This is a genomic window from Pandoraea sp. NPDC090278, from assembly GCF_044772185.1.
In the GTDB taxonomy this organism is placed as follows: domain Bacteria; phylum Pseudomonadota; class Gammaproteobacteria; order Burkholderiales; family Burkholderiaceae; genus Pandoraea.
This window is the reverse complement of the sequence record NZ_JBIVYJ010000001.1, coordinates 402,049-417,043: the sequence shown is the minus strand read 5'-3', so window position 1 is coordinate 417,043 and position 14,995 is coordinate 402,049. Positions and strand designations below refer to the sequence as shown.

Here is a 14,995-nt window from a genome sequence, read left to right as displayed (position 1 = left end):
GATCTAGATGTCCTCCCCGATTACGGCAGCTTGGTCTGCGCCACGTGGGCGAGGAGGTTAACCACGGAGGTATGCATCAGGTCCGTAAAAGGCTTCGGATAGATACCCATGAACAACGTGAGCGCTGCCAGCACTGCCAGCATGAAGAACTCGCGCTTGTTGATGTCGACCAGTTCGCGCACATGATCGTTGGCGATGGCGCCGAAAATCACGCGCTTGTACATCCACAGCGAGTAGGCCGCACCGGTGATCAGCGAGGTGGCCGCCAGCAGGCCCACCCAGAAGTTCAGCTTCACAGCGCCCAGAATCACCAGGAACTCACCCACGAAGCCCGACGTTGCCGGCAGACCGCTGTTGGCCATCGCAAACAGCATCAGGAACGCGGCGAACTTCGGCATCGTGTTCACGACACCGCCGTAGTCGGCGATGTTGCGCGAGTGCATGCGGTCATACAGCACACCGATACACAGGAACATGGCGCCCGACACGAAACCGTGCGAGATCATCTGCACCAGCGCGCCCTGCATGCCGATTTCGCTGAACATAAAGAAGCCGAGGATCGCGAAGCCCATGTGAGCGATCGACGAGTAAGCCACCAGTTTCTTCATATCCGTCTGCACCAGCGCCACGAGGCCGATGTAGACGACGGCGATCAGCGCAAGCGCGATCATGAAGCCCGACAGATAGTGACTGGCGTCCGGAGCGATCGGCAGCGAGAAGCGCAGGAAACCGTACGCACCGAGCTTCAGCATGATGGCGGCCAGCACGACCGAGCCACCCGTCGGCGCTTCCACGTGGGCGTCCGGCAGCCAGGTGTGCACCGGCCACATCGGCACCTTCACGGCGAAGGCCATGAAGAAGGCCACGAACAGCAGTATCTGCACGTTCATCGGCAGCTTCGCGGCGTACCAGTCGGTCAGCGTGAACGAACCCGTCGCGTTGTACAGATAGATCAGCGCGACCAGCATCAGCAGCGAGCCGAGCAGCGTGTACAGGAAGAACTTGAACGCGGCGTACACGCGGTTCTGGCCACCCCAGATACCGATGATCAGATACATCGGGATCAGCGTGGCTTCGAAGAACACGTAGAACAGCAAGCCGTCCTGTGCCGAGAACACGCCGATCATCAGACCGGAGAGGATCAGGAACGCGGCCATGTACTGCGCCACACGTTCGGTAATCACTTCCCAGCCCGCGATCACCACGATCACCGTAATGAGGGCGGTCAGCACGACAAGCCACAGCGAGATGCCGTCGATGCCGAGGAAGTAGTTGATGTGGAAGCGTTCGATCCAGCTCGATTTCTCGACGAACTGGAACGAAGAGGCCTTGGCGTCGAAGTTCGAGATCAGCGGCAGCGTGACCAGGAAGCTCAGCAGCGAGCCGATGAGCGACAGCGCGCGTGCGACGCCCGGATTGCGGTCGTTACCCACCGCGAGGATAACGATCCCCGAGACGATGGGCAGCCAGATGGCCAGACTCAGAAGCGGTAGCGATTGCATTGTTATTGGCTCCCCCTATTACTTGCCGTTCAACGTCACAAACAGCGTCAGGAGCCCGAGCATGCCGATGATCATGGCGAACGCGTAGTGATAGATGTAACCGGATTGTGCGAAGCGGATGACACCGGCGAACCAGCCCACCAGACGCGCGCTGCCATTGACGACGGCGCCGTCGATGAGACCCTGATCGCCCGCCTTCCACAGGCCGCGACCAATCTTGAGCGCGCCCTTGGCGAAGACCACTTCGTTGATCTTGTCCATGTAGTACTTGTTATCGAGCAGGTTGTAGACGCCCGAGAACCGGTTCTTCAGCGCTTCCGGAATGTCCGGACGCTTGAGGTAGAAGAACGCCGCCAGAATGATGCCCAGTGCCGACAGTGCGATCGGCAGCGTGCCGAACGAGTGCAGCGCCATCGCCACCCAGCCGTGGAACTCGTGGCCGATCTCTTCCATCGCCGGGTGATTCTCGCCGACGAAGATCACGTCCTTGAACGCCACGCCTTGCTTGAAGAACTCGCCGAAGAGCATCGGAGCAATCGCGATGGCACCGATGATGACCGACGGGATCGCCAGCAGGATCAGCGGAATCGTGACGACAGCCGGCGACTCGTGCGGCTTCTGACCCGGGGCCAGACCGTGGTGCTCGTCGTGCGAATCCTCTTCTTCCTCGTGGTGCGCGTCGTGATGATCATGCGCATGCGCCTGACCGAAACGCTCCTTGCCGTGGAAGACCAGGAAGTACATACGGAACGAGTAGAACGCCGTGACGAACACGCTCGCGACCACTGCGAAGTAGGCGAAACCCGAACCCGGCAGATGCGAGGCGGCGACCGCTTCGATGATCGAGTCTTTCGAGTAGAAGCCTGCGAAGAACGGCGTGCCGATCAGCGCCAGCGAACCCAGCAGCGACGTGATCCACGTGATCGGCATGTACTTCCACAGGCCGCCCATGTTGCGCATGTCCTGATCGTGGTGCATACCCATGATGACCGAGCCGGCACCGAGGAACAGCAGCGCCTTGAAGAACGCGTGCGTCATCAGGTGGAAGATAGCGACCGGGTAGGCCGACACGCCGAGCGCGACCGTCATGTAACCGAGCTGCGAGAGCGTCGAGTAGGCCACGACACGCTTGATGTCGTTCTGGATCATGCCCAGGAAGCCCATGAACAACGCCGTGATCGCACCGATGATCGTGATGAACGACAGCGCGGTGTCCGACAGTTCGAACAGCGGCGACATACGGCTCACCATGAAGATACCCGCCGTCACCATCGTGGCCGCGTGAATCAGTGCCGAGATCGGGGTCGGGCCTTCCATCGAGTCCGGCAGCCAGACGTGCAGCGGGAACTGCGCCGACTTACCCATCGCGCCGATGAACAGGCAGATACAAGCCACCGTAATCAGACGCCAGTCGGTGCCCGGGAACGACAGGGCCGCAAAGTCGTTGGCCTTGGCGAACACTTCGCTGTAGTTCAGCGTGCCGGTGAACGCCAGAATCAGGCCGATACCGAGCAGGAAGCCGAAGTCACCGACGCGGTTGACCAGGAACGCCTTCATGTTGGCGTAGATCGCGGTCGGGCGCGTGTACCAGAAACCGATCAGCAGGTACGAGACCAGACCCACCGCTTCCCAGCCGAAGAACAGTTGCAGGAAGTTGTTGCTCATCACGAGCATCAACATCGAGAACGTGAACAGCGAGATGTACGAGAAGAAGCGCTGGTAGCCAGGATCTTCCGCCATGTAGCCGATGGTGTAGATGTGCACCATGAGCGAGACGGAGGTGACCACGCACATCATCGTGACGGTGAGCGTGTCGACGAGGAAACCGATCTCGAGCTTGAGTTCGCCGATGCGCGCCCATTCGTAGACCGTGGCGTTGAAGCTCGCCCCGTTCAACACGTCGATAAAGGTCATGACCGACAGGACAAACGCGACCAGCACGCCGAGGATCGTGACCGTGTGGGCGCCCGCGCGTCCGACTTGCTTGCCGAACAGGCCGGCAATCATGGAGCCGACGAGCGGCGCCAGCGGAATCGCGAGCAGCAGGTTGGGATTCAATGTGGATGCCATAACAGCGTTCGCTTTAACCCTTGAGGCGGTCGAGATCTTCGACGTTGACCGTTTCGAGCTTACGGAACAGCGTGACCAGAATAGCCAGACCGATCGCAGCTTCTGCGGCGGCCACCGTAAGAATGAAGAACACGAATACCTGGCCGGCAATGTCGCCCAGGTAATGCGAGAACGCGACGAAGTTCAGATTGACCGCGAGCAACATCAGCTCGATGGCCATCAGCAGCACAATCACATTTCTGCGGTTGAGGAAGATACCGGTAATGCTGATCGCGAACAGAATCGCGCCCAACACCAGGTAATGCGCTAGCGACAACGACATCATGCTGTCTCCTTATTCCGCCGCCGGCTTGTCAGTGCCGGTGGATTGCTGCCGGGCTTCGGCGGGCATCGACACCAGACGCACGCGGTCGCGTTTCTTCACGCGCACCTGCTTGCTCGGGTCGGTCTGTTTGTGGTCCTTACGGGTACGCATCGTGAGCGCAACGGCTGCCACGACGGCCACCAGCAGGATCAGACCTGCCACTTCGAAGGCGAAGATGTAGTCGGTGTAGAGTGCAACGCCAAGGGCCTTGGTGTTCGACACGTCCGGTGCCGACACGGCCTTGACCGGGGCACGCGTGGCGCCGTAGCCGCGCATCAGCACGAGTGCTGCTTCGACGATCATGATCGCGCCGACGGCACTCGCCAGCGGAATGAACTTACCGAAGCCGCGACGCAGTTCGTCGAGATTGATGTCGATCATCATCACCACGAACAGGAACAGCACCATCACCGCGCCGACGTAGACGAGCACCAGCATGATTGCCAGAAACTCGGCTTCGAGCAGCATCCAGATCGCCGCAGCATTGAAGAACGCCAGCACCAGGAACAGTGCCGACTGTACGGGGTTGCGCGAGGTCACGACCTTCAGGCCGGAGATCACGAGGATCAGCGCAAACACGTAAAAAAGAAAAGTTGTGAATTCCATAATCACCGGGTGTGCCGAGAATTAGCCAACGTCTGTTGCCGTACCGGGCGCGCTACCCAAGCACCGCGCCCTGCCCTGCTTTAACGGTACGGCGCATCGGCCGCCTTGGCCGCCGCGATTTCGTTTTCGTAACGATCGCCCACCGCGAGCAGCATCTCCTTGGTGAAGTACAGATCGCCACGCTTCTCACCGTGATACTCGAGAATGTGCGTTTCGACGATCGAGTCCACCGGGCAGCTTTCTTCGCAGAAGCCGCAGAAGATGCACTTGGTCAGATCGATGTCATAGCGCGTGGTACGACGGGTATTGTCTTCACGCACATCCGATTCGATCGTGATTGCCATTGCCGGGCACACGGCTTCGCACAACTTGCAAGCGATGCAACGTTCTTCGCCGTTCGGATAACGGCGCAGTGCGTGCAGCCCGCGAAAACGCGGCGACAGCGGCGTCTTCTCTTCCGGAAACTGCACCGTCACCTTGCGTGCGAACGTGTAGCGCCCTGTGAGCGCCATGCCCTTGAGCAGTTCCAACAACAGGAAACTGCCGAAAAAGTCTTTGATTGCCCTTACCATGGGATTCCTCTACTCCGTTCGCCTCAGCCCCAGATGTTCCAGGGAGACATGATCCAGCCCCCAACCACGATCACCCAGAGGATCGTCAACGGCAGGAACACCTTCCAGCCCAGACGCATGATCTGGTCGTAGCGGTAGCGCGGGAACGTCGCACGCACCCAGATGAACACCGACAGCAGCAGGAACACCTTGAAAGCCAGCCAGAACACACCCGGGATGAACGACAGGAAGCCGAACGGCGCACTCCAGCCACCCAGGAACAGCACCGAGGCCAGCGCCGAGATGATGATCATGTTGATGTACTCGGCCAAGAAGAACAGGGCGAAGCCCATGCCCGAGTATTCGATCATGTGACCGGCCACGATTTCCGACTCGCCTTCCACCACGTCGAACGGGTGGCGGTTCGTTTCCGCAATGCCCGAGATGAAGTAGACGACGAACATCGGCAGCAGCGGAAGCCAGTTCCACGACAGCAGGTTCAGCCCCATGCCCGCGAACATGCCGTGCTCTTGCGAGCGCACGATGTCCGACAGGTTGAGCGAGCCGGCCGTCATCAGCACCGTAACCAGCGCAAAGCCCATGGCGATTTCGTACGAAATCATCTGAGCCGATGCGCGCATGGCACCGAGGAAAGCGTACTTCGAGTTCGAGGCCCAGCCGGCGAGAATCACGCCGTAGACACCGATCGACGAAATGGCCATCGCGTAGAGCAGACCGGCGTTCACGTCGGCCAGCACTGCGCCCGGCTGGAACGGGATCACCGCCCAGATCGCAAACGCGGGCAGCACGGCCATCACCGGAGCGATGGCGTAAATGCCCTTGCTGACTTGCGACGGCGTGATCACTTCCTTGAGCAACAGCTTCAACACGTCGGCGATCGGCTGGAGCAAACCTGCCGGACCCACGCGATTCGGACCGAGACGCACGTGCATCCAGCCGATGAGCTTACGCTCCCACAGAATCAGATACGCCACGCACAGCAGCAGAATCACGGCGACGACGAGAATGCGGACCAGCGCCCACACCGTCGGCCAGGCAACGCCCAGCAGCTGCGTGCCGTATTGATTGATGACTTCGTTCAGGCTCATTTACGCCTTCTCCACCGAGATTTCACCGAACATCGCGCCAAGCGCGGCGGACGCCGGCGTGGCTGCCGGTACGCGGACCACGTTGGCGGGCAGCGTTTCCGAGCGAGCGGCCGGCAGCGTGACCACGGCGTCGCCCTGACGCACGCGAACCGCGTCGCCCTTGGCAAGACCCAGGCTGTCGAACAGCGCAGCCGGCAGCGTTGCGCGCAGCGCAGCCTTGGCATCGTTGGTCAGTTGCAGCGACGGTGCGCGGCGCACGAGCGCGTCGGCAGCGTAGATCGGCACATCGGCCAGACGCTCCAGACCCTGACCTGCGGCCTTCGGTGCTACCGGTGCCGACTTCGCGCGGTTGTCGAGCGACGCAGCCGAGAAACCGGCCAGCGCTTCGTCACGCACTTGCTCTGCGGTGTCTTGCTCGAAACCTTGCAGCTTGAGCAGGTTGCCCAGCACGCGCAGCACCTTCCAGCCCGGACGCGTTTCGCCCAGCGCACGCACCACACCGTTGAAGTGTTGCGGCAGACCTTCGGCGTTGACGAACGTACCGGCCGTTTCCGTGAACGGAGCGATCGGCAGCAGCACGTCGGCGTATTCGAGGCCGTGCTTGAACGGCGAGAGCGAGACGACCATCTTCGCGGCGGTCAATGCCGTGAGTGCTTGCTTCGCGTCGGCCGAGTCGAACTCCGGCTCAGCGTTGAGCAGCAGATAAGCCTGACGCGGTTGTGCGAACAGTGCCGCAGCGCCCTTCGCGTTCGTGGCCTTCACGGCATAACCGCCCACCGTGTTCGCGCCTTCCGTCAGGAAGCCCAGCTTCGCACCGGTGATGTCAGCGATCACTTGCGCGATGGCGTGCAGTTGAGCGAATTGCGGATGCTGGACAACAGCGTTACCCAGCAGAATCGCACGACGCTCGCCGTTGATCAGCGAAGCGGCGATCGCCTTGGCGGCGTCGCTGGCGTTCACACCGGCCAGCTCTGCCGGGGCGGCAACGCCCTTGGCAGCGGCGGCGGCGACAGCAATACCTGCCAGTTCGCTCACCCAGGCGCTCGGCGCAGCGATGATCTTGTTGGCGAGCTTCACCAGCAGATCGTCGTCCGAGGCGTGCAGCAGATTCAGTTGACCACCGGCCTTCACAGCCGAGCGCAGACGCGAGGCGAACAGCGGATGATCCTTACGCAGGAACGAGCCGACGACCAGCGTGCTTTGCAGCGTATCGAGTTCGGCGATCGGCAGGCCGAGCCACGGGGCACCCTGGGTGCCGCCCGACACATCCGTCTGACGCAGACGGAAGTCGACGTTGTCGCTACCCAGTGCACGCACGAACTTCTGCAGCAGATGCAGTTCTTCGATCGTGGCGTGCGGCGAGGCCAGCGCGGCAACGGCGTCGGCGCCGAAGTCGCGGATGATGTCCGTCAGACCGTGACCGACGTACTCAAGCGCCGTCTGCCAGTCGACTTCGTGCCACTCGCCGCCCTGCTTGAGCATCGGCTTGGTGAGACGTTCGTCGCTGTTCAGGCCTTCGTACGAGAAGCGATCCTTGTCCGAGATCCAGCACTCGTTGACCGCTTCGTTTTCGAGCGGCACAACGCGCATGACCTTGTTGTTCTTCACTTGCACCACGAGATTCGCACCCACGCCGTCGTGAGGGCTCACCGACTTGCGGCGCGACAGTTCCCACGTACGGGCGCTGTAGCGGAACGGCTTCGAGGTGAGTGCGCCGACCGGGCACAGGTCGATCATGTTGCCCGAGAGTTCGGAGTCGACCGTCTTGCCGACGAACGACGTGATTTCCGAGTGCTCGCCACGACCCAGCATGCCGAATTCCATGACGCCGGCCACTTCCTGGCCGAAACGCACGCAACGGGTGCAGTGGATGCAGCGCGACATCTCTTCCATCGAGATGAGCGGGCCCACGTTCTTGTGGAACACCACGCGCTTTTCTTCCTGATAGCGCGAAGCCGACTTACCGTAACCCACTGCCAGATCTTGCAGTTGGCACTCACCGCCCTGATCGCAGATCGGGCAGTCGAGCGGGTGGTTGATCAGCAGGAACTCCATCACCGATTGCTGTGCCTTCACAGCCTTCTCGGAGTTCGTACGCACGATCATGCCGTTGGCCACCGGCGTAGCGCATGCCGGCACAGCCTTCGGGGCCTTCTCGACCTCGACCAGGCACATGCGGCAGTTCGCAGCGATGGACAGCTTCTTGTGGTAACAGAAGTGGGGAATATAGGTGCCGTTCTTCTTGGCAGCCTGTATCACCATGCTGCCTTCGGGCACCTCGACCTTTTGGCCGTCAATTTCGATTTCAACCATAGCGGTTCAATGCCAAGCGTCAAAAGGGATTAGTGAGCGCCGACCAAGCAATGCTTGTGCTCGACGTGGTAGGCGAACTCGTCCCAGAAGTGTTTGAGCATGCCGCGCACCGGCATCGCTGCGGCATCGCCCAGCGCGCAAATGGTACGGCCCATGATGTTCTCGGCCACCGAGTTGAGCAGGTCCAGATCTTCCTTGCGGCCTTCACCATGCTCGATACGATTGACCACGCGCCACAGCCAGCCAGTACCTTCACGGCACGGCGTGCACTGACCGCACGATTCTTCGTAGTAGAAGTACGACAGACGCAGCAGCGACTTCACCATGCAGCGCGTTTCGTCCATGACGATCACCGCGCCCGAACCCAGCATCGAGCCAGCCTTGGCGATGCTGTCGTAGTCCATGGTGGTTTCCATCATCAGCCCGGCCGGCACGACAGGTGCCGACGAACCGCCAGGAATCACTGCCTTCAACTTCTTGCCACCGCGCATACCACCGGCCAGTTCGAGCAGTTCGCCGAACGGCGTGCCCAGCGGCACTTCGTAGTTACCCGGCAGCTCGACGTCGCCCGACACCGAGAAGATCTTGGTGCCGCCGTTGTTCGGCTTGCCCATTTCCAGATACTGCTGCGGGCCCGTGGCCAGCAGGAACGGAACGGCTGCGAACGTTTCGGTGTTGTTGATGGTCGTAGGCTTACCGTACAGACCGAAGCTCGCCGGGAAAGGCGGCTTGAAACGCGGCTGCCCCTTCTTGCCTTCGAGCGATTCGAGCAACGCCGTCTCTTCGCCGCAGATGTACGCACCGTAACCGTGGTGAGCGTGCAACTCGAACGAGAAGTCCGTACCCAGAATGTTGTTGCCCAGATAACCGGCTGCGCGCGCTTCGTCCAGTGCCTCTTCGAAGCGTTCGTACACTTCGTAGATTTCACCGTGGATGTAGTTATAGCCGACCGAAATGCCCATGGCGTAAGCACCGATGGCCATCCCTTCGATCAACGAATGCGGGTTGTAGCGCATGATGTCGCGGTCTTTGAACGTACCCGGCTCGCCTTCGTCCGAATTGCAGACGAGGTACTTCTGACCCGGGAACGCACGCGGCATGAAGCTCCACTTCAGACCGGTCGGGAAGCCTGCGCCTCCACGACCACGCAGGCCCGACGCCTTGACGTCGGCAATCACCTGCTCAGGCGTGATGCCCTCTTTCAGAATGCGTGCGAGCTGCTGGTAACCACCGCGCTTGACGTAATCTTCGAGGTGCCAGTTCTCGCCGTTCAGATCGGCAAGAATCAGCGGCTTGATGTGACGGTTGTGCAGCGACGTCATGCTTTCTCTCCTGCAGCGCCCTTGGCCGTCAGCTCGTTGATGAGCGCGTCGACCTTTTCTTCGTTCATGAAGCCGCACATGCGATGGTTATTCACCAGCATGACGGGAGCGTCGCCACAAGCGCCCATGCACTCGCCTTCCTTGACCGTGAAGAGGCCGTCGGGCGTGATGTCGCCATACTCGACGCCCAACTTCTCCTTCAGGTACTTGGCCATTTCTTCGCCACGCGTGAGCTGGCAAGGCAGGTTCGTGCACACGGTCAACTTGAACTTGCCCGTCGGGCTCGTGTTGAACATGGTGTAGAAGGTTGCGACCTCTTGCACCGCGACTGCGGGCATCTCGAGGTAGTCCGCCACGAATTGCATCACTTCGGGCGACAACCAGCCTTTTTCGACCTGCGCTACGGCAAGGGCGTGCATCACTGCCGACTGCTTCTGCTCGGCAGGGTATTTGGCAACGGCACGGTCGATTTTCTTCAGGGCTTCGGGAGAAAGCATTTCCGATCCGACTGTTCTCTAAAACGTTATCCCCGCTCGTGCCAGCGCGGGCGCGCCGATTTTGTCGACTGCCCACGCACAACTGGCACGGCTACTGGAACGGCAACGGTATCGACCTGCGAAACCCTGCCGAAAAAACTCGCGGACGCACAAGGCGCCCGCTGCGCACTTAGCGATCGATCTCGCCGAACACGATGTCCTGGGTACCGATGATCGCCACAGCATCGGCAATCATGTGACCCTTCGCCATCTCATTGAGCGCCGAAAGGTGGGCAAAGCCCGGCGCACGGATCTTCAGGCGATACGGCTTGTTGGCACCGTCCGACACCAGATAGATACCGAACTCGCCCTTCGGGTGCTCGACAGCGGCATACGTCTCGCCGGCGGGCACGTGGAAGCCTTCCGTGAAGAGCTTGAAGTGGTGAATCAGCTCTTCCATGTTCGACTTCATTTCGACGCGCGACGGCGGAGCCACCTTGTGGTTGTCGGTGATCACCGGACCCGGATTCTCACGCAGCCACTTCACGCACTGGCGGATCAGGCTGGCCGACTGGCGCATTTCTTCCACGCGCACCAGATAACGGTCATAGCAATCGCCTTCCTTACCCACCGGAATTTCGAAATCGAGGCGGTCGTACACTTCGTACGGCTGCTTCTTGCGCAAGTCCCAGGCAATGCCCGAACCGCGCAGCATCGCGCCGGAGAAGCCGAGCTGCATCGCGCGCTCAGGCGACACCACGCCAATACCCACCAGACGCTGCTTCCAGATACGGTTGTCGGTGAGCAGCGTTTCGTACTCGTCGACACACTTCGGGAAACGGATGGCGAAATCTTCGATGAAGTCGAGCAGCGAGCCTTCGCGTGCTTCGTTCATCTTCTTGATCGCGCGCTCGTTGTGCATCTTCGACGCACGATATTTCGGCATCGTGTCCGGCAGGTCGCGATACACGCCGCCCGGACGATAATAGGCCGCGTGCATACGTGCACCCGAGACGGCTTCGTACACGTCGAACAGATCTTCGCGCTCACGGAAGGCGTACAGGAACACGGCCATCGCGCCCACGTCGAGGGCGTGCGAGCCGATCCACATCAGGTGGTTCAGCACGCGCGTGATCTCGTCGAACATCACACGGATGTATTGTGCGCGAATCGGCACGTCGACGCCGAGCAGCTTTTCGATCGCCATGACGTATGCGTGCTCATTGCACATCATCGACACATAATCGAGACGATCCATGTACGGCACGGATTGCAGGAACGTCTTCGATTCGGCGAGTTTTTCGGTCGCACGGTGCAACAGGCCGATGTGCGGATCGGCGCGCTGGATGACTTCGCCGTCCAGCTCGAGCACCAGGCGCAGCACGCCGTGCGCTGCCGGGTGCTGCGGACCGAAGTTCAGGGTGTAGTTCTTGATGTCTGCCACAAGGCCACCTTAATGTTTCAGACCGGCGTAATGCTCTTCGCGGATGATGCGCGGCGTAATTTCGCGCGGCTCGATCGTCACCGGCTGATAGATCACTCGCTTCTGCTCCGGGTCGTAACGCATCTCGACATAACCCGACGTCGGGAAGTCCTTGCGGAACGGGTGACCGATGAAACCGTAGTCCGTGAGAATACGGCGCAGGTCCGGGTGACCTTCGAACACGATACCGACCAGATCGAATGCTTCGCGCTCGAACCAGTCGGCCGAGCTCCAAAGATCGATCAGCGATGCCACGACCGGCAGATCGTCTTCCGGTGCGAACACGCGCACACGCAGACGCCAGTTGTGGGTGAGCGAGAGCAGATGCGACACGGCGGCGTAACGCGGACCGTCGTAGGCGCCATCGCCGTAAGCCGAATAGTCGAGACCGGCAACGTCCATCAGTTGCTCGAACTTCAGCTCGGGATGATCGCGCAGCGTACGCGCCACTTCGAGATAGTCGCTAGCCTTGACGGTGAGCGTGAGCTCGTCGAGGGCTTCCACCAACTGCTCGGCCCGGGGGCCAAGCACGTTTTGCAGGGTGGTCTTGAGTTTTTCTAGTGTAGACATGGGCGGTAGCGGTTATTTACGCGCGATCGTCGCAGTCCGCTTGATCTTCGACTGCAACTGGATGATGCCGTAGACCAGCGCCTCGGCCGTCGGCGGACAGCCCGGCACGTAGACGTCGACCGGCACGATGCGATCGCAACCGCGCACCACCGAGTAGGAATAGTGATAGTAGCCGCCGCCGTTAGCGCACGACCCCATCGAGATCACCCAACGCGGCTCGGCCATCTGGTCGTAGACCTTGCGCAGCGCAGGCGCCATCTTGTTGCACAGCGTACCGGCCACGATCATCACGTCCGACTGACGCGGGCTGGGGCGGAACACCACGCCAAACCGGTCCAGATCGTAACGCGCCGCGCCGGCGTGCATCATTTCGACCGCACAGCACGCGAGACCGAACGTCATCGGCCAAAGCGAACCCGTACGCGTCCAGTTGATGAGTTTGTCAGCCGTGGTGGTGACGAACCCTTCGCGCAAAACCCCTTCGATGCTCATATGCTTACCCTGAATCCTTCTGCAATGCTGCCAGTTACGTTGACGGTCTTATTCCCAGTCGAGCGCACCGCGCTTCCACAGGAAAACGAAACCGACCAGCAGTTCAAGCAGGAAACCCATCATGGAGATAAAGCCCACCCAGCCGATATCGCGCAGGGCGACGCCCCACGGAAACAGAAATGCCGTTTCGAGATCGAACAGGATGAAAAGGATGGCGACGAGATAGTAGCGCACATCAAACTTCATGCGCGCGTCTTCGAATGCCTCGAAGCCGCACTCGTACGGAGAGAGTTTTTCGCTGTCGGGATTGTTGGGGCCGAGGAATTTACCGACGCCAATCAGTACCGCCCCAAGACCGCCACCTACCAGAATAAACAGCAGGACGGGATAATAGGTTCCGAGGTTCAACTCTACCCTCTTTCGGTTAGTTCAAAGAACCGCTCTCGTCGATGGTGTGGGGACCGGAAAGCGGATGAACGGTGAGCACAAAATAAAATGCCAGCCAAAGCATAAACGCAAGGCTGGCATCGTAGAACTGTGGTGCCGACGGCGAGACTCGAACTCGCACAGCTTTCGCCACTACCCCCTCAAGATAGCGTGTCTACCAATTTCACCACGTCGGCATTCATAGTCTGCAATCCGCTGTCACTTACGAATCGCTTCAAGACCGCTATATTAGCGCCCTTCGGCATTTTGTTCAATGCACAAATCGATTTTTTTTCAACTTTCTTTACAACGTATTACTTGTCACAAACGCAATGCGAATTACTTCGGCACGTCTTGCGGATTCGCAGCCGAAGCGGGTGCCGGAGCACTTGCTGCAGCGGGTGCGGAAGCCGTTGCCGGCACAGTCGCCGCAGGCAAATTACCAAGGACACCGATGTTTGATGCCGGCTTGTACGAACCCATGTAAGTCAGGCCCAGCGTGGTCACGAAGAACACTGCAGCCAGTGCAGCCGTGGTGCGCGACAGGAAGTTGGCCGAGCCCGATGCGCCGAAAAGACTACCCGACGAACCGCTGCCGAATGCCGCGCCCATGTCGGCGCCCTTGCCATGCTGCAACAACACCAGACCGATGATGCCCAGCGCGGAAAGCACCTGCACCACGATCAACAACGTTTTCAACAACCCCATCTCACCACCCGTATAGAAGAATCCAATTCATCCGATTCGCAGCGAAATTGATGCACTGCGTCATGACTATTTCATACCGTTACAACAAACGGTATTGGCATTAGCGCGACAGACCTGCCTCGCAAATCGCCAGAAAATCTGCCGCCTTCAATGCCGCACCGCCGATCAAACCCCCATCGACGTCCGCCATCGAGAACAGCTCGGCCGCGTTGTCCGGCTTCACACTGCCGCCATACAACACCGCCACATCCACAACCGCCTCACCCTTCGCACGCAGCAGCGAACGCAGATGCGCATGCACTTCCTGCGCTTGCGCCGACGTCGCCGTCTTGCCCGTGCCGATCGCCCAGACCGGTTCGTAGGCAACGACGATCTGCGCAGCCTGCTCGACGGTCAGTGCCGCAAGCACCGTTTCGAGCTGACGCGTGACGACTGCCGTCGTCTCACCGGCTTCGCGCTCGGTCAGCGTTTCACCAATGCACACGATCGGCGTCATACCGGCGTCGAGCACGCGCAGCGTCTTGGCCGCCACGCTCGCATCCGTCTCGCCGTGATACGCACGACGCTCCGAGTGGCCGACGATCACGAACTTCGCGCCGAACTCGGCGATCATCTGCGCGGCGACTTCGCCGGTGAACGCGCCGTTCACTTGCGCCGATACGTCCTGCGCGCCGAAGCCCAGCACCTGCCCCGAGAGACGGGTCTGGCATTGTGCGAGATAGGGGAACGGCACACAAACGGCTGCGGTCACGCCCGGTGCGCTCAGCACAGGCGAAGCCAGCAGGTCGCCCAGCAGCGCCTCATTGCCGGCCAGACTGCCGTGCAGTTTCCAATTGCCCACGACGAGCTTGCCAGCCTTACGGCTGATGGTGCGAGCCGAAGCTGCGGTACCAGTTGTCACGCCTTATCCCCCAATGCGTAGAGACGAAAAACCTCTCATTCTAGTGCGTCCGGGGCATAGGGGTCAATTTCGCCGGTTTTCCGACGTGCGAATCCGCATAAA

Annotated in this window: 15 protein-coding genes and 1 tRNA gene; all 16 read right to left on the bottom strand. The window is 60.4% G+C overall.

The annotated features are described in order from the left end of the window. Positions 1 to 20 precede the first annotated feature (20 nt). The 16 genes from ACIQWO_RS01800 to tpiA all read right to left on the bottom strand — a co-directional run bounded on the left by ACIQWO_RS01800 (position 21) and on the right by tpiA (position 14,860). On the bottom strand, positions 21 to 1,502 hold the full coding sequence (locus tag ACIQWO_RS01800; protein WP_402818443.1) for an NADH-quinone oxidoreductase subunit M: 1,482 nt from the start codon (positions 1,500 to 1,502) through the stop codon (positions 21 to 23). An 18-nt stretch (positions 1,503 to 1,520) separates the two neighbouring features. Then, the gene (nuoL, locus tag ACIQWO_RS01795) at positions 1,521 to 3,572 is read right to left on the bottom strand and encodes an NADH-quinone oxidoreductase subunit L (protein WP_402818440.1); all 2,052 of its coding nucleotides are present in this window, start codon (positions 3,570 to 3,572) and stop codon (positions 1,521 to 1,523) included. Positions 3,573 to 3,585: 13 nt separating this feature from the next. Then, complete coding sequence (gene nuoK, locus ACIQWO_RS01790; protein ID WP_023596640.1) at positions 3,586 to 3,897, bottom strand: NADH-quinone oxidoreductase subunit NuoK; 312 nt, start codon at positions 3,895 to 3,897, stop codon at positions 3,586 to 3,588. Between the two features lie 9 nt (positions 3,898 to 3,906). Beyond that, complete coding sequence (locus ACIQWO_RS01785; RefSeq protein ID WP_039399233.1) at positions 3,907 to 4,542, bottom strand: NADH-quinone oxidoreductase subunit J; 636 nt, start codon at positions 4,540 to 4,542, stop codon at positions 3,907 to 3,909. 80 nt (positions 4,543 to 4,622) lie between these two features. Further along, positions 4,623 to 5,114, bottom strand: a complete 492-nt coding sequence (gene nuoI / locus ACIQWO_RS01780) for an NADH-quinone oxidoreductase subunit NuoI (RefSeq protein WP_039399235.1) — start codon at positions 5,112 to 5,114, stop codon at positions 4,623 to 4,625. A 23-nt stretch (positions 5,115 to 5,137) separates the two neighbouring features. After that, positions 5,138 to 6,202, bottom strand: a complete 1,065-nt coding sequence (gene nuoH / locus ACIQWO_RS01775; protein WP_402818435.1) for an NADH-quinone oxidoreductase subunit NuoH — start codon at positions 6,200 to 6,202, stop codon at positions 5,138 to 5,140. Continuing rightward, positions 6,203 to 8,515: an NADH-quinone oxidoreductase subunit NuoG gene (gene nuoG / locus ACIQWO_RS01770; protein WP_402818432.1), complete on the bottom strand. Its 2,313-nt coding sequence runs from the start codon at positions 8,513 to 8,515 to the stop codon at positions 6,203 to 6,205. A gap of 29 nt (positions 8,516 to 8,544) precedes the next feature. Beyond that, positions 8,545 to 9,837: an NADH-quinone oxidoreductase subunit NuoF gene (nuoF, locus tag ACIQWO_RS01765; RefSeq protein WP_039399241.1), complete on the bottom strand. Its 1,293-nt coding sequence runs from the start codon at positions 9,835 to 9,837 to the stop codon at positions 8,545 to 8,547. Further along, positions 9,834 to 10,334: an NADH-quinone oxidoreductase subunit NuoE gene (nuoE, locus tag ACIQWO_RS01760; RefSeq protein WP_039399242.1), complete on the bottom strand. Its 501-nt coding sequence runs from the start codon at positions 10,332 to 10,334 to the stop codon at positions 9,834 to 9,836. The genes nuoF and nuoE overlap by 4 nt, the downstream gene beginning before the upstream one ends. Positions 10,335 to 10,503: 169 nt before the next feature. Further along, positions 10,504 to 11,757, bottom strand: a complete 1,254-nt coding sequence (locus ACIQWO_RS01755) for an NADH-quinone oxidoreductase subunit D (RefSeq protein ID WP_150664831.1) — start codon at positions 11,755 to 11,757, stop codon at positions 10,504 to 10,506. Between the two features lie 9 nt (positions 11,758 to 11,766). Next, complete coding sequence (locus ACIQWO_RS01750) at positions 11,767 to 12,366, bottom strand: NADH-quinone oxidoreductase subunit C (RefSeq protein ID WP_150576757.1); 600 nt, start codon at positions 12,364 to 12,366, stop codon at positions 11,767 to 11,769. A gap of 12 nt (positions 12,367 to 12,378) precedes the next feature. Next, the gene (locus ACIQWO_RS01745) at positions 12,379 to 12,858 is read right to left on the bottom strand and encodes an NADH-quinone oxidoreductase subunit B family protein (protein WP_010807413.1); all 480 of its coding nucleotides are present in this window, start codon (positions 12,856 to 12,858) and stop codon (positions 12,379 to 12,381) included. Positions 12,859 to 12,906: 48 nt separating this feature from the next. After that, positions 12,907 to 13,266 carry an NADH-quinone oxidoreductase subunit A gene (locus tag ACIQWO_RS01740; protein ID WP_150576756.1) on the bottom strand — a complete coding sequence of 120 codons (360 nt, stop codon included), beginning with the start codon at positions 13,264 to 13,266 and terminating at the stop codon, positions 12,907 to 12,909. 130 nt (positions 13,267 to 13,396) lie between these two features. Further along, positions 13,397 to 13,481 (bottom strand) — tRNA-Leu (locus ACIQWO_RS01735). Between the two features lie 142 nt (positions 13,482 to 13,623). Beyond that, a complete protein-coding gene (secG, locus tag ACIQWO_RS01730) occupies positions 13,624 to 13,992 on the bottom strand; it encodes a preprotein translocase subunit SecG (protein WP_402818422.1) in 369 nt (122 codons plus the stop codon). Positions 13,993 to 14,092: 100 nt separating this feature from the next. Beyond that, entirely contained in the window at positions 14,093 to 14,860 is a 768-nt protein-coding gene (tpiA, locus tag ACIQWO_RS01725; protein ID WP_402821749.1) for a triose-phosphate isomerase, read from the bottom strand. Positions 14,861 to 14,995: the final 135 nt, after the last annotated feature.